Below are 24,556 nucleotides of genomic sequence, written 5' to 3'. Positions count from 1 at the left end.
CCTAGCCAGACCCTGTGGATAGCCCGTCTAGCTGGGCAAAATCGCGGTGATGTAGTTGCCCTGCTCCACCAGTTCGATGACGTCCTCCGGCAGATCCGGGACTTCGATTCCGTAGGCCGCGGCCAATTCCAGGGCATGCGCACCCCGCACCGTCCACCCGCGCGCAGCCAACCACTCCGCGACGTCGGCCCGGTCTTCGTCGTAGAACAACGAACTGATGTCCACCTTCGACATGGGATGGCTATCGTCCGCGTATTTCTTCTGGACCTCACCCCACTTGGCGATATTGGGCCTCCCGCGGGTGGCTTCCACGGCAATTTGACTGCCTGGCGCCGACAACGCGACAACCCGCTCGAACAGCAGATCCTGTGCAGCAGCAGGCAAATAAACAATCAATCCTTCCGCCGACCACGCCGTGGGCACCTCGGGATCGAAGCCCGCGGCGAGCAGGGCGGCCGGCCAATCATCCCGCAGATCGACGGCGACCTCGCGACGATCAGTGGTGAGCGTGGCGCCCCGTTCGGCGAGTACCCGGTCCTTGAATTCCAGCACCTGTGGCTGGTCCAGCTCGAAGACCTTGGTACCTGCCGGCCACGGCAACCGATGCGCGCGAACGTCTAGTCCTGCGGCCAGGATCACCGCCTGCTTGCAACCGGAATTCGTTGCACTCACGAAGAACTCGTCGAAGAACCTGCTGCGCAGGCCGATCTGCCGGAATGCTGAGGTGGGATTCAGCGTCTGCGCATCGGGATTGTCCAGGAGCCCAATCAGATGCGGCTCACCCGCGGCGCGCACGAAGTGCTCCGCGTAGTCGTCGCGCACCAGTGGGTCGGCGTGCGTCTTCTCGATCGCGCGCGCCGCGGCCACACCCAGCGCCGTGAAACCGACGCTGGACACGATGTCCCAGGAGTCGCCCTCGCTACGCGACCAATCCTTGTCCTCGATGTTGGTCATTACAGTCCTTTCAGCTCGGCAGGGTGCAGGTCAGGTAGTGCATCGCACCGGCCAGTTCTCGGATGTCCTCGGGCACTTCCGGATGCTGCACGCCATATCGGTCCGCCAACGCAAACATGTCCAGCCCCTGGGTGTTCCATCCGCGTGCGGAGAACCACTCGCGGGGCGGCGTCTTCTCCTCGTCGTAGAACAGCTCGGTGATGTCGATCTTGCCGAAGGTGTCCTTCTCGGATCGATACTTCTGTTCGACCTTCGCGAACTGACTCATTCCCAACACACCCGTCGGGCCCTCGATGGCGGCCCGGCTGCCGGGTGCCGACAGTTCGGCCACGCGCTCGAACAACAGCTCTTGCGCGGCCGCAGGCAGATACGGCAGCAGCCCTTCGGCCGACCATGCGGTCGGCAGGCCGGAATCGAATCCAGCCTCCTTGAGCGCAGCCGGCCAATCATCACGCAGATCCACCGCTACGGTCCGGCGATCACTCGTCGGTGCAGCGCCCTGCTCGGCATACACCTGGTCCTTGAAAGCCAGCACCTGCGGCTGATCGAGCTCGTACACGGTGACCCCGGCGGGCCACGGCAGCCGGTGTGCCCGGGCGTCCAGGCCCGCGGCAAGAATCACCGCCTGCCGGATACCGGAGGCCGCGGCATCCAGAAAGAACTCATCGAAGAAGCGGCTGCGCATGCCCATGCCCCGCAGGTACTCGAACGGAGACGCTTGTGGTGCATCGCGTTTGGTGATCGTATCGATCAAATGGGGTTCGCCCGCCGCGAGCACGAAATGTTTGGCGAAGGGGTCGACGATCAGCGCGTCGGGCCGCTCACTCTCCACGGCACGCTGCGCACTGACCCCCAGCGCGGTGTACCCCACGCTCGACACGATGTCCCACGAGTCGCCGTCGCTGCGGATCGAATTCTTGTCCTCGACGCCAGTCATGGTGCCCCTTCAGCTTGTCCGGGTAGCGGTGAAAAACTTGGTGCGCAGTGGTGAAAAACTTGGTGCGCAGTAATGTTTCGAACGAGCGCGGTTGCTCGCCGAATGGCCGGCCGTATCCGACGGCCGCATCGACGAGATCGATTTCCGTTACAGTCCAGTCTCTTTCGGCAAGCCACAACTTGGTGTCGCGCCGCGGATCGTCATACCAGAGCTCGGATACCCGGGGATGACCCGGAGAATCCGCACCCGACGGCATGTCCTGCTCAAACTGAGCAATCTCTCCCGGCCCGGGACCCAGCTCGGCCGCAATCCAGCTCCCCGGAGCCGACAGCTCATGCAGCCTTTCGAAGAGCGTGTCCTGCGCCGCCCCGGGCAGGTAAGGCAATAGCCCTTCCAGAGCCCACGCGGTGGGTTGTCCGGAGTCGAATCTCTCTCCCACCAATGCCTTCGGCCAATCGTCGCGCAGGTCGACGGCCACCGGTACCCGGCCGGCGGCTGGACTAGCGTCCACTCCTACGAGCACTCGATCTTTGAATTCAAGCACCTGCGGCTGATCCACCTCGAAAACGGTCGTCCCGGTGGGCCAGGGCAATCGGTATGCGCGTGCGTCCAATCCGGCAGCCAGAATGACTATTTGACGCACGCCCGCACCGGCCGCATCGGCGAAGAAATTATCGAAGAACCGCGTCCGCACACCGACCCATCCAGCATTGGCTCCGGCGAAACCGCTGATATCACCGGCGGCTACTGCCTCGGCTAGGTGCGGCTCACCGGCGGCGGCAACGAACTTCTCGGCGTACTCGTCATGTGCCAGTGGCGGATCCAGCTTCGCGTCGAGCGCGCGAGCAGCTGCGACCGCGAGTGCCGTGTAGCCGACACTCGTCACGATGTCCCAGGTGTCTCCCTCGGTGCGCGCCATGGCTACGCGCCGAGCACTGCGGTGAAGTACCGGCTCTGCCCCATGGCATCGGTCAGCTCATGCTCACCGGCCAATGGAGCCCGGTTGTATCGCTGCAGCAGTTCACCCGCGGTCGTCGCCTCGACGGTCCAGCCGCGGCCGGTCAGCCATCGCGCCGGATCCTCACGCTCATCGCCAAACCACAGGCTCGAGGGGGGCGCGTCCTCCTCAACGATGCTCCTGAAGATCCGCTGCAGCGCACCGTCTTCCTTCTCCATCGCATTCGACATCCGATCCGCCTGGGTGCCCGGAGCGCCGAAGTCTTCCACAGCAACCCGGCTGCCCGGTGCGGACAGGTCGACAATGCGCTCAAACAGTAGGTCCTGGGCGGTGCCGGGCAGGAACGGAAGCAGTCCCTCGGCCAGCCATGCTGTTGGCTGCGTCGGATCGAAGCCCGCTGCACTGAGCGCTGCGGGCCAATCGTCGCGAAGATCTATGTGCAGATCGTGGACGGTGGCCGTCGCCCGCGCCCCGTGCTCGTCAAGAACCTGCTTCTTGAACTCGAGCACCTTCGGGAGGTCAAGTTCGTAGACGGTGGTGCCGGGTGCCCAGGGCAGTCGGTATCCACGAACGTCGAGCCCCGCCGCCAGAATCACGGTCTGCCGGACGCCCGCATCCCCGGCCGCCAGAAAGAAGTCATCGAAGTACTTCGTCCGTGCCCCGAGGTAGCTCGAGAACAGCTGCACATCGGGTTCCTGGGCGACGGCGGGGTCCTCCAGCAGCTCGGAGAAGATCGGTGCCTCAACCTTGGTCGCGGCGACGAAATGCTGTGCGTAATCGTCTCGCGCGAGCGGCTCCGCCTTACGCGCCTCCACGGCACGCATGGCGGAGACGACGAGCGCTGTCGCGCCCACGCTCGTCACGATGTCCCAGGTGTCACCTTCGGTTCTGGCCACGGCAAGTCTCCCATCCAACATGAATGTCAGGTGTGCGTACATTTAAAGACGCAGGTCAAGGGGCTTTACCCAAGACAAGTTCGCACAACTAACTACAGTACGCCGATTGGCTGGGAGCGCCACCGGCCCCTTCCGCGCAGACCGATCCGACGGGCTACTTGCCCTTCCAGACGGGGGCACGCTTCTCGGCGAATGCCTTCGCGCCCTCCTTGGCGTCCTCGGACACGAAGATCGGCATGAGGATCTCGCCTTGCTTGGCGAAGGCCTGCTCGGGCGCCCAGCTCGCCGACTCGACGATGATGCGCTTGGTGGCGGCCACGGCCAACGGACCGTTCGCGGTGATCTTGGCCGCCAGCTCCAGCGCAGTATCCAATGCCTGTCCGTCGTCGACGAGCCGGTTGATGAACCCGTACTTGGCAGCGTCTTCTGCGGTGAACGAGTCACCGGTCAGCGCCAGCTCCATGGCCACCTGGTACGGGATCCGGTTCGGCAGACGCAGCAGGCCCCCGGCACCGGCGACCAGGCCCCGCTTCACCTCGGGGATGCCGAACTTGGCGCTCCGGCCGGCCACCACGAGGTCGCAGGACAGCACGAGTTCGGTGCCACCGGCCAGGGCGAAGCCTTCCACCGCCGCGATGATCGGCTTACCTGGCGGCACATTGGTGAAACCAAGACCGCGCTCCGACAGCACCGCCTCACCGCTCACGAATGCCTTGAGATCCATTCCCGCGCAAAAGTTTCCACCCGCTCCGGTGATGATGGCGACAGACAGGTCATCGGAGCTGTCCAGCTGGTCTGCGGCAGCTGCCAGCCCCTGACTGACGGCCCTGTTGACCGCGTTACGCGCGTCCGGACGGTTGATGGTGATCAGTAGGACACGGTCACGCTGTTCGATCAGGACTTCGTCGGCCATGGCGATCCTCTCGTCGGTGAAATTTGTTTCTCGATGCTAACCAGTGGCCGGTATGAGGCCGCGAGCCACCGAAAGCAGCCTGGGTACGCCCTCGTCCAGCTCCGCAAAGAAGGGGTCGTCAGTGGTTCCGGCGAGATGCCGTTGGTAGGACACCTCCAGCAGTGTGGCGAGCTTCCAGCCGCCCAACACCTGGTAATAGATCAAATCCGCTGGTGTCCAATAACTTTGATCTCCGGTTCGCGCCTCGCGGTAGGCTTCGGCGATCTCGGCATGCGAGGGGCAGCCCTCCTGTGCGGTCACCGCCCCGGTCAGCTCCGCCATGGCGACCTCACCGCCCGGCTCAGGGGTCATGTACAGCAGGTAGCCCAGGTCCGCCAGCGGATCGCCGACGGTCGCCATCTCCCAGTCCAGTACCGCGGTAATCCGCGCTGTTTCCGCATCGACCAGCACGTTGTCCAGCTTGTAGTCGCCGTGCACCACGGCCGCGGGGCGGTCGCCCGGATAGTTCTGGGTGAGCCATCCGGTAATGGCCGTGTGATCCTCCAGGTCACGGCCGGTGGGCAGCTCCTTGATGGACTCCCATTGCCCACCCCATGTCTTCAATTGTCTTGCCAAATAACCAGATTCGCGTCCCAGCTTGGCCTCCACCAACCGCGTCGGATCTGCGTTGTGAATCTCCGCCAACGCAACCGCAAGATCGAGCACCAGCTCCCGCCGCACCGGCCCCACAAACCATTCGGGAGAGACGTCCCTGATCACCTCGCCTTCCTGGCGCTCCATCAGATAGAACGGAGCACCGAAGATCTCGGCATCGGTGCTGGCCAGGGTGACACGAGGAACCCGCACCTGCGCCGCGCTGAGCGCATCGAGCACCCGGTATTCACGCATCACATCGTGGGCGCCGGCCTGCAGCCGACCGAACGGCGGGCGCCGCATAATCCACTGCGCACCAGAATTTCCCGTGACCACATAGGTCAGATTCGAATGCCCGGCTGAGAGCCTGCGGACACCGACCTCCTCCCCCAGCTCGCGGTTGAGGTACTCCAACAAGCTCGCGGGAATGGCATCGGCATCGAGCGTCGCGTCGCCCGCGGGGCCATCGGGTGGAGGGGACACGTCCTTGTGCATGGGTCATGTTTACCTGACGGCACAAATCACGAGCGAGGGGCCGTGACATTCCTTAACCGTTCACGCTGCCAACTGGGCCGATGTCCCCCAGTATTGGTGTCCAATGAACCTCTCTACCCGCCTCATCGTCATGAACTTCCTGCAGTTCTTCGTGTGGGGAGCGTGGCTGCTGACGCTCGGGGCCTACTGGTTCAACAACAAGCACTGGTCGGGTACCCACTTCGGCGCCGCCTTCTCCACCATGGGCATCGCGGCGATCCTCACACCGCCCATCATGGGGGTGATCGCAGATAAGTGGGTAAACGCCGAAAAGCTATACGGAATATTGCATCTCGGTGGGGCGGTAACGCTTTTCACCCTTCCCCTGGTGACCAGCCCAACCACCTTTTTCTGGGTTCTGCTGCTCAACATGCTGTGTTACATGCCGTCACTGTCACTGGCCATCACGGTCGCCTTCAACGCGCTCAAAGATGCCGGCAGGGACACCGTTGTCAGCTTCCCGCCGATCCGGGTGTGGGGCACCGTCGGGTTCATCGTCGCACTGCACACAGTGAGCCTGCTGAAGTTGGAAACCTCCGCCGGCCAGTTCTACGTCGCCGGAACGGCGGCGCTACTCCTGGGTCTCTACGCGTTCACGCTGCCGAGCTGCCCGCCGAAGCTGGACCGCAGGCACAGCACCACATTCACCGACAGGTTCGGACTCACCGCCTTCACTCTCTTCCGTCACCGCACGATGGCAGTCTTCTTCATCTTCGCGATGCTGCTCGGCGGCGCCCTGCAGCTCACCAACGCCTACGGCGACACCTTCCTACATGACTTCGCGAGCGTCGACGCGTACCAGAACCTCTTCGCCGTCGAGCATCCCGCCATCATCATGTCCATCTCGCAGATCTCGGAGACTCTGTTCATCCTGGCCATCCCATTCTTCCTGCGCCGCTTTGGAATCAAGACAGTCATGCTCATGAGTATGGTGGCGTGGACACTGCGCTTCGGACTGTTCGCCTACGGCAACCCCGGCGATGGACTCTGGATGATCGTGCTGTCCTGCATCGTCTACGGCATGGCCTTCGACTTCTTCAACGTGTCGGGCCAGCTGTTCGTCGAGGACCAGTGTGGTCCCGCGATCCGGGCGAGTGCGCAGGGCCTGTTCATGCTGATGACCAACGGGGTGGGCGCCATGCTGGGCAGTCTCATCAGCGGTGCTGTCATCGAGTACTTCTTCACCTATCCGGATCAGAGCAAGGACTGGCACGGCATCTGGCTGAGCTTCGCCGGGTACTCGTTGGTGGTCACGGTCGCATTCTTCGTGCTATTCCGCCACAAACCGGGCGAGAGCGCCGTCGAAAAGACGCCCGCTACCGTGGAGGTGTGACGATCTCCAGCGCCGAATCGACCGCCTCCCCTGCAGACAGCACGGTAGAGGGTATTTGGAACTTCAGGGACGTCGGCGGTGCGGATTCACCGGTCACCATCAGGCCCGGAGTGCTGTTCCGGTCCTCAGAACTCAGCGGTCTCACCCCGGCGGGTGCCCAGACGCTGCGGGCATTCGGCGTCACCGACCTGTATGACCTACGCAGCCCCACTGAGATCGAGCGCACCGGCTCCGATCGCGTGGACGAGGGCATCCGGGTGCACGAGGTTCCGTTCGCCACCCCGGCAGCCGGGGAGGAACGCGCTCCTCACGAAATTGCCTACCGACAGATGATGATCACCAGCATGACCTCGGGCCGTGGCCCGGACCCGGCATCGCAGGTGGAGTTCATGCTGGCCGAGTATCGCCGGTTCGTCGAACTCCCCGGCACCCTCGTGGCTCTCAAGGCGGTAACCGATCAACTCGCCACCGGTGCAACGGCTTTGGTGCACTGCGCGGCGGGCAAGGACCGGACCGGGCTGCTCATCGGGGTGGTGCTGCATTCAGTCGGCATCGACTACGCCGATATCGCCGCGGACTACCTGCGCAGCAATGCCGCGATCGCTGCAATGCGAGCCCACATCTCCGCACAGATGGATGCCGCCGAACCCGAGCTCGCGCAGACCATGGCTGCGATGCTCTCCGATGAGGTGCTCGGCGTTCGCGAGGAGTACCTTGACACCGGATTCGGGGAAATTACAAAGCTTTTCGGGTCGCCCGAAGCGATGCTGACAGCTGCCGGGGTCGGCGGCGACGGTCTTGCGGCACTGCGGACAGCACTGACCTAGCCCACTATTCAGGTCAGTACGGCGCCCAGCCAGATGCCTGCCGACACCATCGCACCCACCATCTCGATGCCGATCGAGGTAGCCACCGCCTTCACTGCCGTGACGGTCGCTCCCCAGGCCTGCTTCTGGCTATTGCGTCGCAGGAACTCCGCGAGATAGATGCCGAGCACGAAGCCGATCACCAACCCCACCACCGGGATCACGAAGAACCCCACGATCGCCGCAACCCCGCCAAGTACCAGGCTCAATGTGGGCACGCCCGCCTCGCGCATGCGCTGAGCGGGCCAGACGTACTTCACCACTATGGTCACGACGGCGAGAGCCGCCACAACGCCCAGAACCACCCAGGCCTTCGTGGTGGATTCGACGAGCGCCCACGCGCCGATGGAGAGCACCACCAATGTCGTTCCGGGGACCATCGGCACCACGATGCCGACCATCCCGATGGCGATCCCCAGGGCTACGAGCAGCAGCCCACCGACAGTCATCGCGCGCGTCTAGGTCAGCTCGACATCGCTGGCCAGCCAGCGTCCGTCGACCTTCTCCATCGTCATCTGGACTCGGCTGCGATCCATACGGGGCTCGGGCACCGCGACATTGGACACCGACTGATCGATGAACAGGAGAACCTCGACCTTGTTCGGCGTCGCCGTCTTCACCGCCGAGTCGACGACGACTCCGCGCGAACTGGCCTTGTTCTCCACCAGGATCTGCCGCAGCTGCGCGCTGGACTTGCCGTACATGTCCTTGAACTTGCCCGTAGACCCGTCCATGGTCTTGTTGTAGTTATCGTCGAGCTTGGCGCTGTCCACGTTGGTCAGTACCCCGGCGAATTCCTGTGCCGCGGCGAGGGCCTCACGAGAAGACCGCTCTTCGGAGCGCTGCTCTTCGTAGAGACGGCCGATGATGGCTGTCCCGGAGGCGATCGCGATCACCACGACGGCGGCCGCGGTCCAGGCCCAGTGCCGCCCCTGCATGCGCTTCGGAGTTTTTTCCTCTTCATCCGGTTCGAGGCTGATGTCCTCGTCGTCGGTGTCCTCAGAGCCGTCGGTGTCCTCAGAATCCTCGGAATCCTTCGCCGCTGTCTCCGCGTCGAAATCGGCAACCTCGTCCGCGACGGCGTCGGTTACCGCGCCCGGAGTCGATTCGGCCTGTGACGACGGTGACGGCGGTGCCGAAGATTCGTCGGCCTCCGCGGCCTTCGTTTTCGCGGTATCCGAGGTCACCGCGGACTCATCCGCCTTCTTGGCGTCCTTGCCGGCAGCGTCATCTGCCATGGTGGTGCTCCTTGCGCGTCGTACTGGTACCTGCCCGAGCGCGCCTAGCGTCCGGTGGGTGGAGTATTACCGAAACCGGGCGGTGGCGCAGGCGCATCGGGCGGTAAAGGTGCATCTCCGGGGATCGGGAGAGGCCACTGCGGTCCACCATACGGCGTCGGAACGCTCCACTTGCCCCGGGGCGTTGGATCTGCCACCTTCGCCAGGTCGGCGTTGGGCGGCGGGCCCGCGGTGTCGTCGTCGGCCGGACGCGGCGCGTTGCGAGCACCGCGAACCAGCACAGCCGGGTCGGGGTTGGCGCAGTACGTGGAGTACAGCGCCGGCTCATAGAAGCTGGCATCCGAGACGGGTTTGCGTGGCGTCGCGTAATCGCATGTGGGCCGCGGATACAGCAGGTCGGCAAGAGCCCAAATGGCGCCATCGTGGAAGATCGTCGCCGCACTCTCCAGCGTCGACCCACGCACCTCCGGTCCAGGGAACAGCGCATTGAGCGCGGGGACGCGCACATAGTTCAGCTGAGCGACCGTCGCGAGATTGCCCAAGAGCTGCACCATGGTGTCGGAGTTATCGGTGAAGAGATTGTCGACACCGTGCAGTGTTTGCGGGGCCCGCCCGAGCAGCGTCCGGAAGCCGCCGTCCATCTTCTTCAACCCGCCGAACGTGCTGCCCAGCTGCTGGCCGGTCGCATCCAGCCCCGAGTTGAGGTCGACGAGCGTCGAGAAGGTCACCTTGCTCGACTTCAACAGGGTCACCGTTTCCGGCAGCACACCATCGAGGGTGGTGATGAGGAACGTGCCCCCGTCGAAGATATCGGCGAGCTTTTCCGGGCCTTGCGTGCTGACACCGAGCTCCTTGCGGATGGTGCTCAGCTTGTCGGTATCAAGCTGTGCCAGTAGCCCATCGGAATCCGCCAGCACCTGCGCGAGGGTCATCGGAGTGCTCGCCTGGCCCAGCGCGACAACGCTGTTGTTCCCCAGGAATGGGCCGTCGTTCGTCGTCGGACGGAAGTCGAGATACTGCTCACCAGCGGGCGACAATCCAGAGACACGCACCTCGCTGTTGGCCGGCAACTTCACCGCACCGTCGATCGCGGCGGTCGCAACCACGCCGCCCTTCTCCAGGTTGACGGACTGCACCCGGCCGATCGGTACTCCGCGCAGCGTGACTTCCTGATTCGGCAGCAGCCCACCGGATTCGTGCAGCTGCACCTTCACCCGGTACTTGGACTCGATCGGATTGACCTTCAGGGTCCCGAACATCACGTACCCGACGCAGATGACGAGGATGCCCACCAAGCCGACTACGGACAGCCATTTCCAGCTGCGCTTGAAGATATCGGAGGCCGCCAGCAGCCCTCGGGAAATCGATTCCAGCAGACCATGGGACTGTGTGGGGCCAGTCGCGGGCGCGGTCATCGGCCCGGTCCTGGTTCTGGTGCCGGGGCAGGCGGCGCTTCCGGCGCGGGCGCCGGGGCAGGCGGGTTCGGCCCCTGACCAACAACCCGCTCCTGCAACCGGTAGAGCGAGTACTTGAAGCTGCCGACGAGGTAACCCCAGTCGGCCTGCTTGGGGCCGTGGAATGTCGGGTCGCCCTTGTACCCGGCGTCGGGCCAGTTGCCCAGCGCGAGCTTGGCCATGTTGACGTCCACGGCCAAGCCGCTACCCGCATTCGCCTTCACCAGCATCGGGATCAATCGGTTCAATGCGACCAGGCTGGTGTCGGGGCTCACCGCGATGTCGTTGAAGCCCCGTGAAATCGAGTTGAAATCGGCGATCATGCTGCGACTATCCGTGCCCTGGATCGACGGGAACTTCGCCAGCTGATCGGAGATGTGACCGGCAGTATCGGCGAGATCGCCGACCTGGTCGGGATCGATCGCCTTCAGCGCCGGCGCGCCTGCCTCCAGCAGATCGTTGATCGTCTTCTCCCGCGCCGACAGCGTCGAGGCCAGCTGTGAGGTCTTGTCCAATGAGTTCTGGATCTGCGACGACCGGCCGTTGAGCGTGCCCATCAACTGATCTGACTGCTTCACGATGTCACCGAACACGATGCCGTTACTGCCATTGCCGCCGGAAGACTTTCCCAGACCGTTTACTACGTGTGTCAGGTTGCGAATGACGCCACCGTTGACAAGCACGGCCGCAGAGGCGAGCACGCCTTCAACCGTGGCTGCCGAAGAGGTGTTGTCCAGATCCAGTGTGCCCCCGTCCTTGAGGAGCTGACCGGTGCCCTTGTCCGGTGGAGTGACGGCGACGAATACATCGCCGAGCGGGGTGGCCGTGCGTAGCTGTGCCGTGGTTCCGACGGGCAACCGCACACCTTGACGGATGCGCAGCTGCACCACCGCCACATAGTCGACGGCGTCCATCGACTCGACCTCGCCGACATCGGCTCCGCCGAGACGAACCTTGGCCTTCGCGGGAAGGTTGAGCGCATTGGCGAATCGTGCGGTCAGCTTGTAGGACTGCGAGCCCATGTTGGGGGCCGGAAGCGGCAGACTGTCGAGTCCCGGTGGACTGCAAGCCGATAGGGCGACGGCGCCGACCGCAGCCAATGCGGCCACTCTCAGCTTGGAAACCTTCAAGCGGCTCATCACTGCCCCATCCTGGCCATGCCGTCGAGCATGTAGGTCAGCCCGAAATCGGGACCGTAGTCGGCCAACGTCCCCGTGCTGCACCCGAGCTGCCGCAGGCCCATCAGGTTGCAGATTTCCTTGCTGAATTGGCTCTCGAGCAGCAGCTTGTCCAACAGCGGGTGTAGGCGGATCGACCCGTTCACCGGGTCGATGACACGGTCCACGTTGTCGAGCGTCAGCGGCAGCAGATCCAGAGTTTCCTTGAGCTCACGCTGGTTGTCGGTCAACGACTGCAGGGTGACGTTGCCGTTTCCAAGCAGACCCTTGATGACGTCGCGGTTCTTCTCGAGGAGTTCGGCGGTGTTCTTGAGGACCTCGTTGGCCTTGCGACCGGTGTCCCCGGTGCCGAATCGCTCTGCGGCCAGAACATCGGCGGTGCCGTGCACGGCCGAGCCGAACTGACGGATCGCCTTGTCGTTCTCCCCCATCGCGTTCACCAGGGAGCTCACGCTCTTGATGATCGTGGTGAGCTGATCCTTGGTCTCGGCGCCATCGGTGGTCATCTTCAGCGCCTTCGACAGCTCATCGAGAGCGGTTTTGACCTGCTCGCCATTACCCGCGGCGGCCTGCGCTCCGATGTTGACCAAATCGGCGGCCGGACCGTTGCCCTTCCCGTCACCCTTCATCGCCGAGGCAAGCTTGTCGACGGTCGCCAGCACCCGGTCGAATCCGACGGGGGTGCGGGTGCGGTCGAGCGGGATGACATCGCCGTCCTTGAGCACCGGGCCCTCGGTGTACGGCGGGCTCAACGCAACGTGCCGATCGGTGAGGACTGAGCTGGTGAAAGCCGCGGCGATGACATTCGCGGGCACCTTCACGTCCCTGTCGACGTTGAACTTGACCTCGACATAAGTGCCCTTGGCCTCCACCGATTCGATGGCGCCTACCGGCAGGCCGAGCACCTCGACCACATTGCCCACGAAAAGGCCTGAGCCTTCGTCGAATTGGGCGGTGACGGCGATCTTGTCATCCACCACACCGGCCTTGCGCAGACCCAGGTAGCCGCCGATCGCGGCGGCAATCACCAGCACCGCAACCACACCGATCATGAAGACGCGGCGCGCGGTAGACCCCTGCTGTGTCACGTTCACGCTCATGCGCAGTCCTTGAAGTACTCGAGTAGACCCCATTGCTCGGCGCGGCTACTGATCGCGCACATCCAGTTGTCCACGACCAGACCGTTGGTCAGGTTGATGTTCATGGAGTACGCCGAGCCGGTGGCGTTCGTCAGGTTCCGCAGCGGTACGGGCAGGATCTGTAACAAGTTTCGTATGTAGTCGTCATGATCGCTGGCCATCGCCGTGACATCCCGCAGCTGCTGCAACAGCTTCTCGAAGGCGGGCCGGTCCTTGACCACGACCTTGCTCAGCAGGTCGACAACCTTGGTGATCGACGCCATCAGACGCTGGAACGATGCCTTGCGGGATACGAATTCCCCCAACAGGTCCCGCCCCTGAAATACCAGGTGTCCGAGGTTCGCCTGCTGCCGATGCAGCGTCGCGGTGACGGTGGACGCGCTCTTGAGCAACTCGCCGATCTGCGTCCGCCGGGTGGAGACGATCCCCGACAGTTCCTTCAGATTCTTCATGGCATCGGGCAGCGCCTCGGGCAGCCCGTCGAGCTGCTTGGCCAGGATGTCGATGGACTGCGCCAGCTTAGTCGTGTCGACCTGCTCGTAGGTGGCAGCGGTATCGGCGAGCAACGCCTGCAAGTCGTATGGCACCTCTGTGTGCGACAACGCGATTCGCTTGTTCGGGATGACACCCGCGCCACGCGGCCGCAGCTCGACATAGCGCGAACCGAGCAGCGTGGTGGTCTTGATCGCGGCCTGCGTCTCGGCACCCAGCTTCACCTCGTCGCGCACCCGCATGTCGACAAGCACCTTGGTGCCGTCGAGCACAACGCTTTTGACCTCGCCGACATCAACGCCTGCGACGCTGACGTAGTCACCCTTCTTGAGCTGCGCCGCCTGCGCGAATTCTGCCTTGTACCGGGTGTATCCGAAACCGATCTGGCGGTACAGCAGCATCGACGCGATGATCGCGGTGACGACGCCGACGGCGATCATGCCGATCCAGAACTTGCTGCGGTCTTCTAGCCTGCGTTCACGGGGGCTCATTCGGTCCCTCGGCATTTCGGTGTGTACTTGGCGACACCACCGTGCGTGGCGTGCCGGACGATAGCGGGCACCAGATCATTGAGTCCCGGGAAGAACCCGTTGAGGTTCAGCTGGCAGGCATACGAATTGCCGTAGGCGCCGTCCTGCGTTGTGCGGGCCAGCCCCTTCAGGAGCAGCGGCAGATTGGAGCCCAGGAACGCGAATTGGTCCTGGTTGGCGAGAATATGCGCGGCAGTACCCGGCTCGCGATAGACAAGCTCCTGCAGCTGCGGGTACACGTTGTCACCGATGGTCTGGATCCGGCTGACCACATGTGTGGCCGAACCGATGGACGAGACCAGACTCTTGCGGCGATTGTCCAGTTCGCCGACGACGTTCTGGCTCTGGACCACGAGTTGGTCCAGGTTGTCGTTCTGTTTGGCGACGTTCGCCAGCACGGTGTTGAGGTTCTCGATGAGGCCCCCCAGCGACTGATCGCGTCCGGCAAAGGATTTTGTGATCTCGGTGGTCTGCTCCACGACATGGGCCAGCGCGCCCCGGTCACCGGCGAAGGCGTCGATGAGCCCATTGGACAGGTTGTCGACCTGCTTCGGATCCAACAGGGTGAACAACGGCTCGAATCCGTTGAGCAGCGCACCGACGTCGAAGGACGGCTCGGTGCGCTCGACAGGAATCACGCTGCCTTCCGGCAAGCGCTCCGGGCTACCATCCAGCCCCCGGGACAGCGAGATGTACCGCTGGCCGATGATGTTCTGGTAGGTCACGGAGACAATCGAATTGCCGTACAGATTCTGGTTGCTCTTGACCCGGAACTTGAGCTTGGCGAGCGAGCCATCCAGCTCGATCGAATCGACCCGGCCCACACGCACGCCCGCAATGCGCACGTCGTCGCCGACGCGCACACCGGTGACATCCGTGAAAATCGCGCTATAGCTCTTGGTCGAGCCCGTGGTGTCGCGGAGCAGAGTGCCGTACACCAGGGTCGTCACGCCGATGGCGAACACGACGAACAGTGACAGTCCGACCACCGCGGCCCGGAAGTTCTTCATCGTCCGCCTCCCTGGGCCGAGTTGGGCTGCATCTGATTCCCTGGGGCCGGATCGGCTTGGCCGGCATCGGCCTCCGACCCCTCACGACTGACAGAGATCGTCGTGCCACGAGCCACTGGGCCCAGAAGCAGCTGCTGTGCGGCGCTTGGGTCCCCACCGAGTGCCTTGCCCAGTTGCGTGCGCTCGGTCGCGCTTCCCACAGGTCCGACGTTTCCACCGAACGACGCCGGTGCCACTCCGGCAGGCGCCGGATTGGGTGGCGGACCGAACGGCGGCAGCACCGGGTTCGCGGCCCGGTCGACTTCCTGAGGGTTAGGACCTGAGCCGTGCAGCATGATGTCGGCCGCAGTCGGCGGGAAGATGGTTCCGGGCGGCGGAGCGATATCCGGCGGCGGCTTGTAGCTACCGGGCTGCAGCACCTCGGGAATATCGATCCACTGGCGGGTCTCGGGTGCGGTGGTGCAGCTGGGTCCGGCCAGTTCTCCGTACCGCGGGCAGTCGTCGCGCACATAGGTCCAGGCCGGGCTGAACGACAGGATCAGGTTCAGGCCCAGGACCTGGCGGCCCGGATCCCATCCGTTCTCGAATATCGCGTCCGAGAGCACCTTGATGCGCGATGCGATCGGTACGAACTGGTCCGTGTGCTGCGCCAGGACACCGACAACCGGCGTCAGGTGAGTGCCGATGCCGATCATCTGGTCGATGTGGTTGTCAATGGCAGTGGCCGCCGTACCGGTCGTGTGCAAACCGGCCGACAGCAGACCGCGCACATCGGCTTGCTTCTGGGCCAAGGTACGCAGCGGGACCAGGGCATTCTCCAGGTTGTCCAACAGTCGCGGCGAGCTGGTACTAAGTGCCGCCGACACCTTCTCAAGCGCCGCGATCGTCGAGGGATCGTTGGGGCTGGCGGTCACCATGGCGTTGAACTCGGTGAGGATCGACTGCAGCCGAGCACCCGAGGTCAACAGCTTGTCGCCGCGGCCCTGGGTGGCCTCGCCGAATACGCCGATCAAACCAATCGGCGCGTCGCCCCGTTGCCGTTCAGTGGCGGCAAGCACCTGGCGCAGCTTGTTGGTCGTGGTCTGGAACAGCACTGTCGGCAGCTTGGTGTCCTCGGTGATCACGGCGCCGTCGCGTACCGCGGCGCCGTCACCGTTGTCGACCAGCTGCACGGATGACACCGCGAACACATTGCTCGGCACCACGCGCGCGGTGACCGTGCTCGGAATTCCGCTGGCGTGCTCCGACTTCAGGTCGATGTGCACGATGTTCGGCTTGCCGTCCTCGGCCGGTGTCACCGACGTGACGGCTCCAACGAGCATGCCGCGGAATTTCACATCGGCACGCTCGGGCAGACCGTCACCGACGTTCATGAGCTGGGCGTTGACTTTGACGGTGTCTTCCAGCAGGCCCTTGGACTTGGCCAGCAGCACCCCGGTCACCAATCCCAGGATGGCCAGCACGGCGATGCCGGAGAGGAGCAGCGTACGGTCGGACCAGCCGCGGCCGTTGGCAGAGAATGAACCAGCACTCACGTTAACCACCGAACCTTGCGCCGGCATCGACTCCCCACAACGCCATCGTGAGAAGCATGTTCACGATAATCACGACGGTAATGGCGGCGCGCATCGCGTGCCCGGCGGCCACACCCACGCCCTCGGGTCCACCCGAGGCGTTGAATCCGAAGTAGCACTGGATGGTTGACGCGATCCAGACGAAAATGACGGCCTTGATCACCGAGTAGACGATATCGGTACCGCTCAACATCATCGTGAAGTAGTGGTTGTAGGCACCGCCGATTGAGCCGCCGCTGGAGATCCCGACAAGCAGGCGGCAGGTGATGTAGCTGACGACCAGGCACAGCAGGTACAGCGGAACGACCGCGACGGTGGAGGCCAGCAGGCGGGTGGTCACCAGGTAAGGGATGGGCCGGATCGCCAGCGCGTCCAGCGCGTCGATCTCCTCGTTGATGCGCTGAGCGCCCAACTGCGCGGTGAACCGGCAGCCGGCCTGCATCGCAAAGGCCAGGGCAGCCATCACCGGCGCCAACTCGCGCGTCGACACCAGGGATGAGATGAATCCGGTGGCCGGGCCCAGGCCGATGATGTTCAGCAGGTTGTAGGCCTCGATACCGATCAGTGCGCCGATCGTGGCGCCCAGCACGGCGGCGACGCCAACCGTGCCGCCACCGGTGACCAGCGAGCCGTTACCCCAGGTGACGTCCGCCAGCAGCCGGAAGAACTCCTTGGAGTAATAGCGCAAGGCGTTCGGAATGGAGGCCATGGCCTCCACGAAGAACGCGAGCATGTGTCCGAGCCGCCGAATCGACTGCGCGACCCGATGCCCGGCGTCGATGATCGGCTGGACGCCCTTAGGACGGTATGTAGAGATAGTCACGGTGCGTCCCTATATCCCGTGCCGGGGGAAGACCATGACGTACACCTGGCTGACGAGCACGTTAATCAGCATCAACACCAGGATTGACTCCACGACCGCGGCATTCACCGAGTTCGCGACACCGGCCGGACCACCCTTGGTGGTCAGCCCCTTGTCGCACGCGACGATGGCAACGATGAGACCGTAGAGAATCGCCTTCAGCAAGGCCAAGATCAGATCGTCGACCCGAGTGAACGAGGCGAAGGTCGCGACGAAGCTTCCCGGTGCGCCGTGCTGGAAGTAGACGTTGAACAAGTAGCTGGCCAGGAAGCCGACAAAACAGGTTGTACCCGTGAGGCCGACACCGACCAGGACGGCGGCGGCGACGCGCGGGACGACGAGCCGCCGGATCACCGACACACCCATCACTTCCATGGCATCTATCTCTTCACGCATGGTTCGTGAACCAAGGTCGGCGGTAATGGCCGAACCCACCGCGGAGGCCATCAGCACCGCGGCAACCAGCGAGGCGCCCTGACGCACGATCGCGACACCACTCGCGGCACCTGCCAACGAGGATGCGCCGACCTGGCCCGCCAGCAGAGCGAACTGGATGGACAGGGTGACACCGATCGGAATGGCCACCAGGAGCGTCGGAACCACGGCACTACCCGCCATAAACGCGCCCTGGTGGATGAATTCCTTCCACGGGAACGCACGGTGGACGAGGTCCGAGAACATGTACTGCATCGCCCGTACACCGAGGACGATCTGACTGCCTGCGGTTTCTACCGCCTGCACCGGATGCTTGCGGACGTACTCCTTGAGGGCGCCGGATACGGCGTCACGGGATGGTGTCGCGGGCCGGCCTGCACTGGCCGTGTCGAACGTGGTCATCGCGCGCTCACGATCGAATGCACCCAATACCCCAGGGCAACACGTCCGTGTGCTGACTGACCCACGTGATGCCCTCTCATCCAAACCTCTCGGGCCCACCATCTTCGCTGGTCACAGAGAATGCAGGGCCCGAACTGAGCAGTAACATAACACCTGACTGACGTGATCTACACATCGTCGTAGATCACGGTGAGATTTTCGACACTCTGCGATATGCGGTGTCCAATCATTTGACATAGAACGACAAAACTCGCAGGTCGCGCTCATTGGACGAGAATAGGTATCGCGTCCACAACACGTCGTTTTTCGCCATTTCCCGGACTGTCCGAAATGGCCGTCGCCCCGGATCCCTAACGCGGCCTTCCGATTGGGCTACCCGATGTAGCGCGAAATCGATTCAGCCACACACGCCGGCTTGTCGGCACCCTCGATCTCGACGGTTGTCAAGATCGTCACGTCCACGGCGCCGGGCTTCTGCTCGACATTGGTCACCTCAGCACGGGCCCGCAGCCTCGATCCCACCCGGACCGGATTCAGAAACCGAATCTTGTTGTACCCATAGTTGATCCCCATCGTGATGTTGTCGACCCGGATCAGCTGGGACTGGAACTGCGGAAGCAACGACAGGGTGAGCAGCCCGTGCGCGATGGTGCCACCGAACGGGCCATCGACGGCCCGTTCGGTATCAACGTGTATCCACTGGTGATCACCGGTGGCATCGGCGAAGGTGTTGACACGCTCCTGGTCGACCGCGAGCCAATCGGTTATGCCGAGGTCGCCGACAGTGACCTGGTCAATTCCGTTGAATACCTTGGTACTCACGGTACGAGCACCATCTTTCCGTACACCTTGCCATCGGCGAAGTCCTGGAGCGCCCGGCGTCCTTCCGACAGCGGAATCCGCGCGCTCACCGGCGGCCGCATACCCTCGGCCACCAGCTTTTCCAGCCCTGCCTGCGTCTCGTACAGGTAGTCCGAATGGGTGCGCAGGAACTCACCCCAGGCCACACCGATCACCGAGGCATTGCGCAGCAGTAGGCGATTCACCTTAATCGTCGGTATCGCACCGGCCGCGAATCCGACGACAAGCAGCCGTCCCTCGGAGGCCAGCGTACGCACCGCGTCGTCGAAGGCAGGCCCACCGATGGGATCCACCACCATGTCGACACCGACCCCGCCGGTTGCCTCGCGCACCGCCTTCGCCCAGCCCTCTTCTAACGGCAGGACGATATCGGCGCCGGTGCTCTTGACGAATTCCGTTGCGGCAGTACGGTTAACCACGGCTATGACCTTGGCGCCCATGCCCTTGGCAATCTGGATCGCCGCGGTACCGATACCGCCCGCAGCGCCGAGCACCAGCACTGTCTCCCCCGCGCGCAGCTGCCCTCGGCGGGCGTAGGCGAAGTACATGGTGTGGTAGTTGGCGATGAGGGCGACGGCCTCGGCATCGTCCAGCTGAGGTGGGGTCGGCAGGATATTGGACGGAGCCACCGCGACCCGTTCCGCGTACCCGCCAATGAAATTGAAGGCCATCACCCGGTCACCGGGATTGATCCCGGAGCCTTCCGGGGCCGAGCGCACCACCCCGGCGGTCTCAATTCCCGGAACGAAGGGCGGCTCCATTTTCAGCTGGTACTCGCCCTTGGTCATCAGATAGTCGGGAAAGCAGACTCCCGCGGCCTTGACGTCGACGATCACGACATGATCGCCGGCTCTCGGTTCGTCTATATCGGTGTAGACCAGCCCTTCCGGACCCGATAACGACTGTGCCTGTATCGCTTTCATGCGAGCGACGGAGGGCCGGCCTTCACGGCATGAGAAAGATCCGCGATCTGCGACCACTTCTCGGCAACCTCGTCCACGGTGGGCGGTGCGTCGAAGTCCGCGCCGGCGTTCTCGAACAGTGCGACACGTTGCACCTTGCCGCCGCCGACGACGAAAACCGAACCATTGTCGGCGCTTTCCTCTGTGCACAGGTATCCGACGACCGGCGCGACGAAGGACGGTGGCAGCTTGTCCAGTACCGCTTCGGGGGCGATATCGGCGGTCATGCGGGTAGCTGCGATCGGCGCGATCGCGTTGGAGTGGATGTTGTACTTGGCACCCTCCAGCGCGAGGGTGTTGATGAGCCCGACGAGGCCGAGCTTGGCGGCGCCGTAGTTGGCCTGTCCGAAGTTGCCGAACAAGCCGCTGGTCGAGGTGGCCACCACGATGCGCCCGTAGCCCTGATCCCTGAAATGCGGCCATGCGGCGCGGGTGACGTTATAGCCGCCATACAGGTGAACCTGTTGCACCGCATGCCAATTCTCGTAAGTCATTTTGTGGAACGTGCCGTCCCGCAGGATTCCGGCGTTGCTCACCACACCGTGAATGGCACCGAACTCGTCGAGAGCGGTCTTGATGATGTTCGCCGCGCCTTCTTCGGTGGCGACGCTGTCATAATTGGCGACCGCACGGCCCCCGGCAGCCTTGATCTCGTCGACCACAGTGTCCGCCATGGCCGAGCCGGCGCCGGATCCGTCGCGGGCACCGCCCAAGTCGTTGACGACAACCGAGGCGCCCTCACTGGCGAGAGTAAGCGCGTACTCGCGGCCCAGCCCCCCACCGGCTCCGGTCACGACAATTACCCGGTCTTGCACTCCCGGCATGCAGAACTCCTAATTCACTTGGTATTTCAATGGGAAATTGGCTGGGTTGCTGAATAATGTGGTTGCTGAACAACGCAGAGAACGGAACCTCGAACTACATAAGCTTTTTCATCAACTTCAGGTTCTTCTCCAGGTACGGCGGATACGGCAGCTTGAGGTCCATCTTGGTGCTCTTGTACAGCGTCGACTTGAGGTGGCTGAACTCATCGAAACCGGCCTTGCCGTGGTAGGCGCCCATACCGCTGGCACCGACACCACCGAAGGGCAGGTTCGGAATAACAGCGTGGTACAGCAGGTGATTGATCACCGTGCCACCGGCAGGTACGTCGTCGATGAATCGGTTACCGACCCGCTTCGACTCCGTGAAGGCATAGGCCGCCAATGGCTTTGGCCGCGAATTGATGAAATCGATGGCGTCGTCGAGAGAGTCGGCGGTCAGCACCGGCAGGATCGGACCGAAAATCTCGTTCTGCATGAGCGGCTCGTCCGCGCTCGGATCCACCACGATCGTCGGCTCGATGGTAAGCGCAGAGGCATCGGAGCCACCGCCGGTGGCAACCTCGCCCTCGGTCGCGGCCAAGTAACCCACCAAGCGATCAAACTGCCGCTGATTGACCACGCGCAGTCCCTTGGACTCCTTATCGGCCTGGAACTCTGCCCACGCAGCCGTGATCTTCTCGACCAGCTCATCGCGAACCGCCGGGTCGACCAGGACATAGTCGGGAGCCAGACACACCTGACCGGAGTTGAGACCCTTCATGTATCCGATGCGGCGCGCAGCGACCTCGATATTGGCATCAGCGGCCACGTAGACGGGTGACTTGCCACCCAATTCCAGCGCGACCGGTGTCAGGTGTTGCGCAGCGCCTTCCAGGATGCGCTTGCCGATCTCGGTGCCACCGGTAAACAGGGCCTTGTCAAAACCCTGCGCCAGCAGTTCTTGCGTCACCGCGCCGTCGCCCTCGACGACGGCCACTGCATGCGGGTCGAGGTACTGCGGAATGAGTTTGGCCATCAACGCCGATGAAGCGGGCGCGATCTCCGATGGCTTGATGGCCACGGTGTTGCCCGCCGCCAGTGCGCCCACCACAGGACCAAGCGTCAGATACAGGGGAAAGTTCCAGGCACCGATGACGAGCACTGTGCCGTACGGCTCGGGTACCGACCATGCCTTGGCCGGCTGCTGGGCCAACGGAAGGCCGCGTACCCGCTTGCGCCGCATCCAGCGTCGAAGATTCTTGCGGGCATAGACGACCTCGACGACGGACCCGACAACATCGGCTATCCAGGCTTCGGCCGAGGAGCGCCCCAAGTCTTCATGCAGCGCGGTGGCAATCGCGGCCTCGTTCTCGGTGAAGAGTCGTTCCAAGCCGACGAGCTGCGCCTTGCGCCAATCGTATTCGCGAGTCCTGCCCGTCGCGAAGGTCTCGCGCAGGCCCCGGACGATCCCCGGAATGCGTGAGGGCTCGGACGCAGCATCCTGTTCGGCGGGCGTAGAGATCTCGGTGGTCATATCCGTTCCTCTCGATGGCACGCTCATCAATGAGTACATCTCCGCAGGTCACGTACGCGTACACGGACGAGCGACGGCAGCTGAGTGAGCTGTATCACCGATGGTAACCAACCAGTTGGGACCTGAGAACCCCGCACCCCCGGGGGCCAAGCTCCGTCAGCCCTTGAGCTCGGCTTCTATCAGGGTGTTGCCGCGCAAGTCCTCTTCGATGTAGCCCAGGCGGCCCGCATCCGACATCTCAACCTCAGCCGGAATCGCCCGAACCGTCCACCCACGCCCGGCGAGCCACTGGGGTACGTCGGTGCGCTTCTCGTCGTGGTACATCAACGATCCGACGTCGAGAGACTCTCCGTCCATCCCCGCCAGCTTGCGAGCCCGGTCGAAATGTTGGCGCATCTTGCTGCGGAACTCGTGCCGCTTGGCATTGTCCGGCCCGACGGCCTCGACGGCGATCCTGCTGCCCGGTGCGCTCTGATCCACGATCAGTTCGAAGAGCCGATCCTGCGCCTCGGTCGGCAGATACATGAGCAGGCCCTCGGCCAGCCACGCCGTGGGCGATGCCACGTCGAAGCCCTCCTGTTGCAGCGCCGCCGGCCAGTCCTGCCGAAGATCGACCGGCACCTCGCGACGAAGACAGACAGAACGCACATCGTGCTCGTCGAGTGTTTGGCGCTTGTACTGCAACACGAGCGGCTGGTCGATCTCGTACACCGTGGTACCGGCCGGCCAGTCCAGGCGATATGCACGAGAATCCAGGCCGGCGGCCAGGATCACCACCTGGGTGATACCGGCGCGCGATGCCCGTTCAAAGAATCCGTCGAAGAATCGCGTGCGGACCGCCTGATAGTCCACCGCGTACTGCATGATGCGGTCGGCTTCGGGGTCGAGCTCGGCGAGCTGCTGACGTAGGTCATCACTCGCGATCACCGACCAGGCCCCGGCGCCTGCCCGCTCGACAAGGAGCTGCGCGAAAGGATCCTTGATAAGAGGCGTGTCACTGCGTGTTTCGGCCGCTCGCGCCGCGGCCACCATGACCGCGGTGGCGCCCACACTGCTCGCGATGTCCCAGCTGTCGTCATCGGACCGGGCGGTGGTCGTGTCGCTCACCGGAGTTCTCCCTGGATCAGCTGGCCGCGGAACATCCCCTGCTCGATATCCTCGGGCACCGGCCTGCCCAGCCGCGCCATCTCGTCGTGCGCGTCGGTCTTGGTTACCGACCATCCGTGTGCCCCAAGCCATTCCGCCGGGTCTGCCCGGTTCTCGTCCTCGTAGATCAAGTTTTCGATCGTGACGTCGACGTCCACGGCGGTCTTGAACGCGGCACGCACCTGTTCCCGGCGGGCCACCTCCTCCTCGCTCTCGTCCAGAACCAATTTCCCCTCGTATCCCTCCACGGCGATGCGGCTGCCCGGGGCGCTCAATACACCGATGTTCACGAACAGGCTGTCTTGAGCGTCGGCGGGCAGATACGGCAGCAGGCCTTCGGCAAGCCACGCGGTAGCTTGCGTGGAGTCGAACCCGGCCTCACGCAGCGCGGCCGGCCAGTCTTCCCGCAGATCGACGGCCACGCCGCGTCGTTGCGCCTTCGGTAGATGCGCGGCGAGGGCGGATGCCTTGAATTCCAGCACCTGGGGTTGGTCGATCTCAAACACGGTGGTGCCGGCAGGCCAGTCGAGCCGGTACGCGCGGGAGTCCAGCCCCGAGGCCAGGATGACGACCTGCCGGATGCCCGCTGCGGTCGCGGCCAGGAAGTAGGCGTCGAAGAAATTGGTGCGCGTGGCCTGGTAGTCGACCATCCGGCCGTAGATCCGCCCCGCCTCGGGATCCGGCCACTCGACGTCGCCGGTCACCAACCGCTCCCAGCCCGTCGACTTACCGGTCGCGTCGACCAGAATCTGCGCAAACGGATCGTGGATGAGCGCGTCGGCACGCAGTGTCTCGGTAGCACGTGCCGCCGCCACCCCGAGAGCGGTCGCGCCCACACTGGAGGTGATGTCCCAGGTGTCCCCGTCGACCCGCATACGGCTCCTCTCAAGGCAACTAGACCCAATAGTGAGC

At 63.8% G+C, this 24,556-nt stretch carries 23 protein-coding genes and 1 pseudogene; 2 read left to right on the top strand and 22 right to left on the bottom strand.

Features of this window, described 5'->3' with window-relative positions:
- Positions 1-27: 27 nt before the first annotated feature.
- The 6 genes and pseudogenes from AC5Y5C_RS01855 to AC5Y5C_RS01830 form a co-directional block, all read right to left on the bottom strand.
- Positions 28-954 (bottom strand): class I SAM-dependent methyltransferase, encoded by a 927-nt coding sequence (locus AC5Y5C_RS01855; protein WP_499968500.1) that lies wholly within the window; start codon positions 952-954, stop codon positions 28-30.
- 10 nt (positions 955-964) lie between these two features.
- Positions 965-1,891, bottom strand: coding sequence for a class I SAM-dependent methyltransferase (locus AC5Y5C_RS01850; protein WP_499968499.1), 927 nt, complete (start codon positions 1,889-1,891; stop codon positions 965-967).
- 88 nt (positions 1,892-1,979) lie between these two features.
- Positions 1,980-2,810, bottom strand: a pseudogene (locus AC5Y5C_RS01845) (SAM-dependent methyltransferase); the annotation flags it as partial.
- A gap of 2 nt (positions 2,811-2,812) precedes the next feature.
- Positions 2,813-3,745, bottom strand: coding sequence for a class I SAM-dependent methyltransferase (locus AC5Y5C_RS01840; RefSeq protein WP_499968497.1), 933 nt, complete (start codon positions 3,743-3,745; stop codon positions 2,813-2,815).
- Positions 3,746-3,899: 154 nt separating this feature from the next.
- Entirely contained in the window at positions 3,900-4,658 is a 759-nt protein-coding gene (locus tag AC5Y5C_RS01835; protein WP_499968495.1) for a crotonase/enoyl-CoA hydratase family protein, read from the bottom strand.
- Positions 4,659-4,694: 36 nt separating this feature from the next.
- Positions 4,695-5,786, bottom strand: a complete 1,092-nt coding sequence (locus AC5Y5C_RS01830; protein WP_499968493.1) for a phosphotransferase family protein — start codon at positions 5,784-5,786, stop codon at positions 4,695-4,697.
- A 103-nt stretch (positions 5,787-5,889) separates the two neighbouring features.
- Here AC5Y5C_RS01830 and AC5Y5C_RS01825 point away from each other — a divergent pair, with 103 nt between their 5' ends.
- Complete coding sequence (locus AC5Y5C_RS01825; protein WP_499968491.1) at positions 5,890-7,158, top strand: nucleoside permease; 1,269 nt, start codon at positions 5,890-5,892, stop codon at positions 7,156-7,158.
- Positions 7,155-7,985, top strand: a complete 831-nt coding sequence (locus tag AC5Y5C_RS01820; RefSeq protein ID WP_499968488.1) for a tyrosine-protein phosphatase — start codon at positions 7,155-7,157, stop codon at positions 7,983-7,985. The genes AC5Y5C_RS01825 and AC5Y5C_RS01820 overlap by 4 nt, the downstream gene beginning before the upstream one ends.
- 8 nt (positions 7,986-7,993) lie before the next feature.
- Here AC5Y5C_RS01820 and AC5Y5C_RS01815 read toward each other — a convergent pair whose 3' ends face one another.
- From AC5Y5C_RS01815 to AC5Y5C_RS01740, 16 genes are all read right to left on the bottom strand, one after another.
- The gene (locus tag AC5Y5C_RS01815; protein ID WP_499968487.1) at positions 7,994-8,473 is read right to left on the bottom strand and encodes a DUF456 domain-containing protein; all 480 of its coding nucleotides are present in this window, start codon (positions 8,471-8,473) and stop codon (positions 7,994-7,996) included.
- Positions 8,474-8,482: 9 nt separating this feature from the next.
- Positions 8,483-9,262, bottom strand: a complete 780-nt coding sequence (locus tag AC5Y5C_RS01810) for an Rv1363c family protein (protein WP_499968485.1) — start codon at positions 9,260-9,262, stop codon at positions 8,483-8,485.
- Between the two features lie 44 nt (positions 9,263-9,306).
- Positions 9,307-10,677: an MlaD family protein gene (locus tag AC5Y5C_RS01805; protein ID WP_499968483.1), complete on the bottom strand. Its 1,371-nt coding sequence runs from the start codon at positions 10,675-10,677 to the stop codon at positions 9,307-9,309.
- Positions 10,674-11,855, bottom strand: a complete 1,182-nt coding sequence (locus AC5Y5C_RS01800; protein ID WP_499968481.1) for an MlaD family protein — start codon at positions 11,853-11,855, stop codon at positions 10,674-10,676. Before AC5Y5C_RS01800 ends, AC5Y5C_RS01805 begins: the two co-directional genes overlap by 4 nt.
- Positions 11,855-12,994, bottom strand: a complete 1,140-nt coding sequence (locus tag AC5Y5C_RS01795; protein ID WP_499968479.1) for an MCE family protein — start codon at positions 12,992-12,994, stop codon at positions 11,855-11,857. Before AC5Y5C_RS01795 ends, AC5Y5C_RS01800 begins: the two co-directional genes overlap by 1 nt.
- Positions 12,991-14,016 carry an MCE family protein gene (locus AC5Y5C_RS01790; RefSeq protein WP_499968477.1) on the bottom strand — a complete coding sequence of 342 codons (1,026 nt, stop codon included), beginning with the start codon at positions 14,014-14,016 and terminating at the stop codon, positions 12,991-12,993. The genes AC5Y5C_RS01795 and AC5Y5C_RS01790 overlap by 4 nt, the downstream gene beginning before the upstream one ends.
- Entirely contained in the window at positions 14,013-15,065 is a 1,053-nt protein-coding gene (locus tag AC5Y5C_RS01785; RefSeq protein WP_499968475.1) for an MCE family protein, read from the bottom strand. Before AC5Y5C_RS01785 ends, AC5Y5C_RS01790 begins: the two co-directional genes overlap by 4 nt.
- Entirely contained in the window at positions 15,062-16,600 is a 1,539-nt protein-coding gene (locus AC5Y5C_RS01780; RefSeq protein WP_499968473.1) for an MlaD family protein, read from the bottom strand. Before AC5Y5C_RS01780 ends, AC5Y5C_RS01785 begins: the two co-directional genes overlap by 4 nt.
- Before the next feature lies 1 nt (position 16,601).
- Positions 16,602-17,462 carry an MlaE family ABC transporter permease gene (locus AC5Y5C_RS01775; RefSeq protein ID WP_499968472.1) on the bottom strand — a complete coding sequence of 287 codons (861 nt, stop codon included), beginning with the start codon at positions 17,460-17,462 and terminating at the stop codon, positions 16,602-16,604.
- Between the two features lie 9 nt (positions 17,463-17,471).
- Positions 17,472-18,338, bottom strand: coding sequence for an MlaE family ABC transporter permease (locus AC5Y5C_RS01770; protein ID WP_078312202.1), 867 nt, complete (start codon positions 18,336-18,338; stop codon positions 17,472-17,474).
- Between the two features lie 372 nt (positions 18,339-18,710).
- On the bottom strand, positions 18,711-19,160 hold the full coding sequence (locus AC5Y5C_RS01765; protein ID WP_499968469.1) for a MaoC family dehydratase: 450 nt from the start codon (positions 19,158-19,160) through the stop codon (positions 18,711-18,713).
- Positions 19,157-20,122, bottom strand: coding sequence for an NADPH:quinone oxidoreductase family protein (locus AC5Y5C_RS01760; RefSeq protein ID WP_499968468.1), 966 nt, complete (start codon positions 20,120-20,122; stop codon positions 19,157-19,159). Before AC5Y5C_RS01760 ends, AC5Y5C_RS01765 begins: the two co-directional genes overlap by 4 nt.
- Positions 20,119-20,985, bottom strand: coding sequence for an SDR family oxidoreductase (locus tag AC5Y5C_RS01755; protein ID WP_499968466.1), 867 nt, complete (start codon positions 20,983-20,985; stop codon positions 20,119-20,121). The genes AC5Y5C_RS01760 and AC5Y5C_RS01755 overlap by 4 nt, the downstream gene beginning before the upstream one ends.
- A gap of 94 nt (positions 20,986-21,079) precedes the next feature.
- Positions 21,080-22,498 carry an aldehyde dehydrogenase family protein gene (locus AC5Y5C_RS01750; protein ID WP_499968464.1) on the bottom strand — a complete coding sequence of 473 codons (1,419 nt, stop codon included), beginning with the start codon at positions 22,496-22,498 and terminating at the stop codon, positions 21,080-21,082.
- Positions 22,499-22,654: 156 nt separating this feature from the next.
- Positions 22,655-23,605 carry an SAM-dependent methyltransferase gene (locus tag AC5Y5C_RS01745; RefSeq protein WP_499968462.1) on the bottom strand — a complete coding sequence of 317 codons (951 nt, stop codon included), beginning with the start codon at positions 23,603-23,605 and terminating at the stop codon, positions 22,655-22,657.
- Positions 23,602-24,519, bottom strand: a complete 918-nt coding sequence (locus tag AC5Y5C_RS01740) for a class I SAM-dependent methyltransferase (protein WP_499968460.1) — start codon at positions 24,517-24,519, stop codon at positions 23,602-23,604. The genes AC5Y5C_RS01745 and AC5Y5C_RS01740 overlap by 4 nt, the downstream gene beginning before the upstream one ends.
- Positions 24,520-24,556 lie beyond the last annotated feature (37 nt).

The sequence above is a fragment of the Mycobacterium sp. NGS15 genome, assembly GCF_059813245.1.
This window is presented reverse-complemented; position numbering and strand designations above follow the sequence as displayed.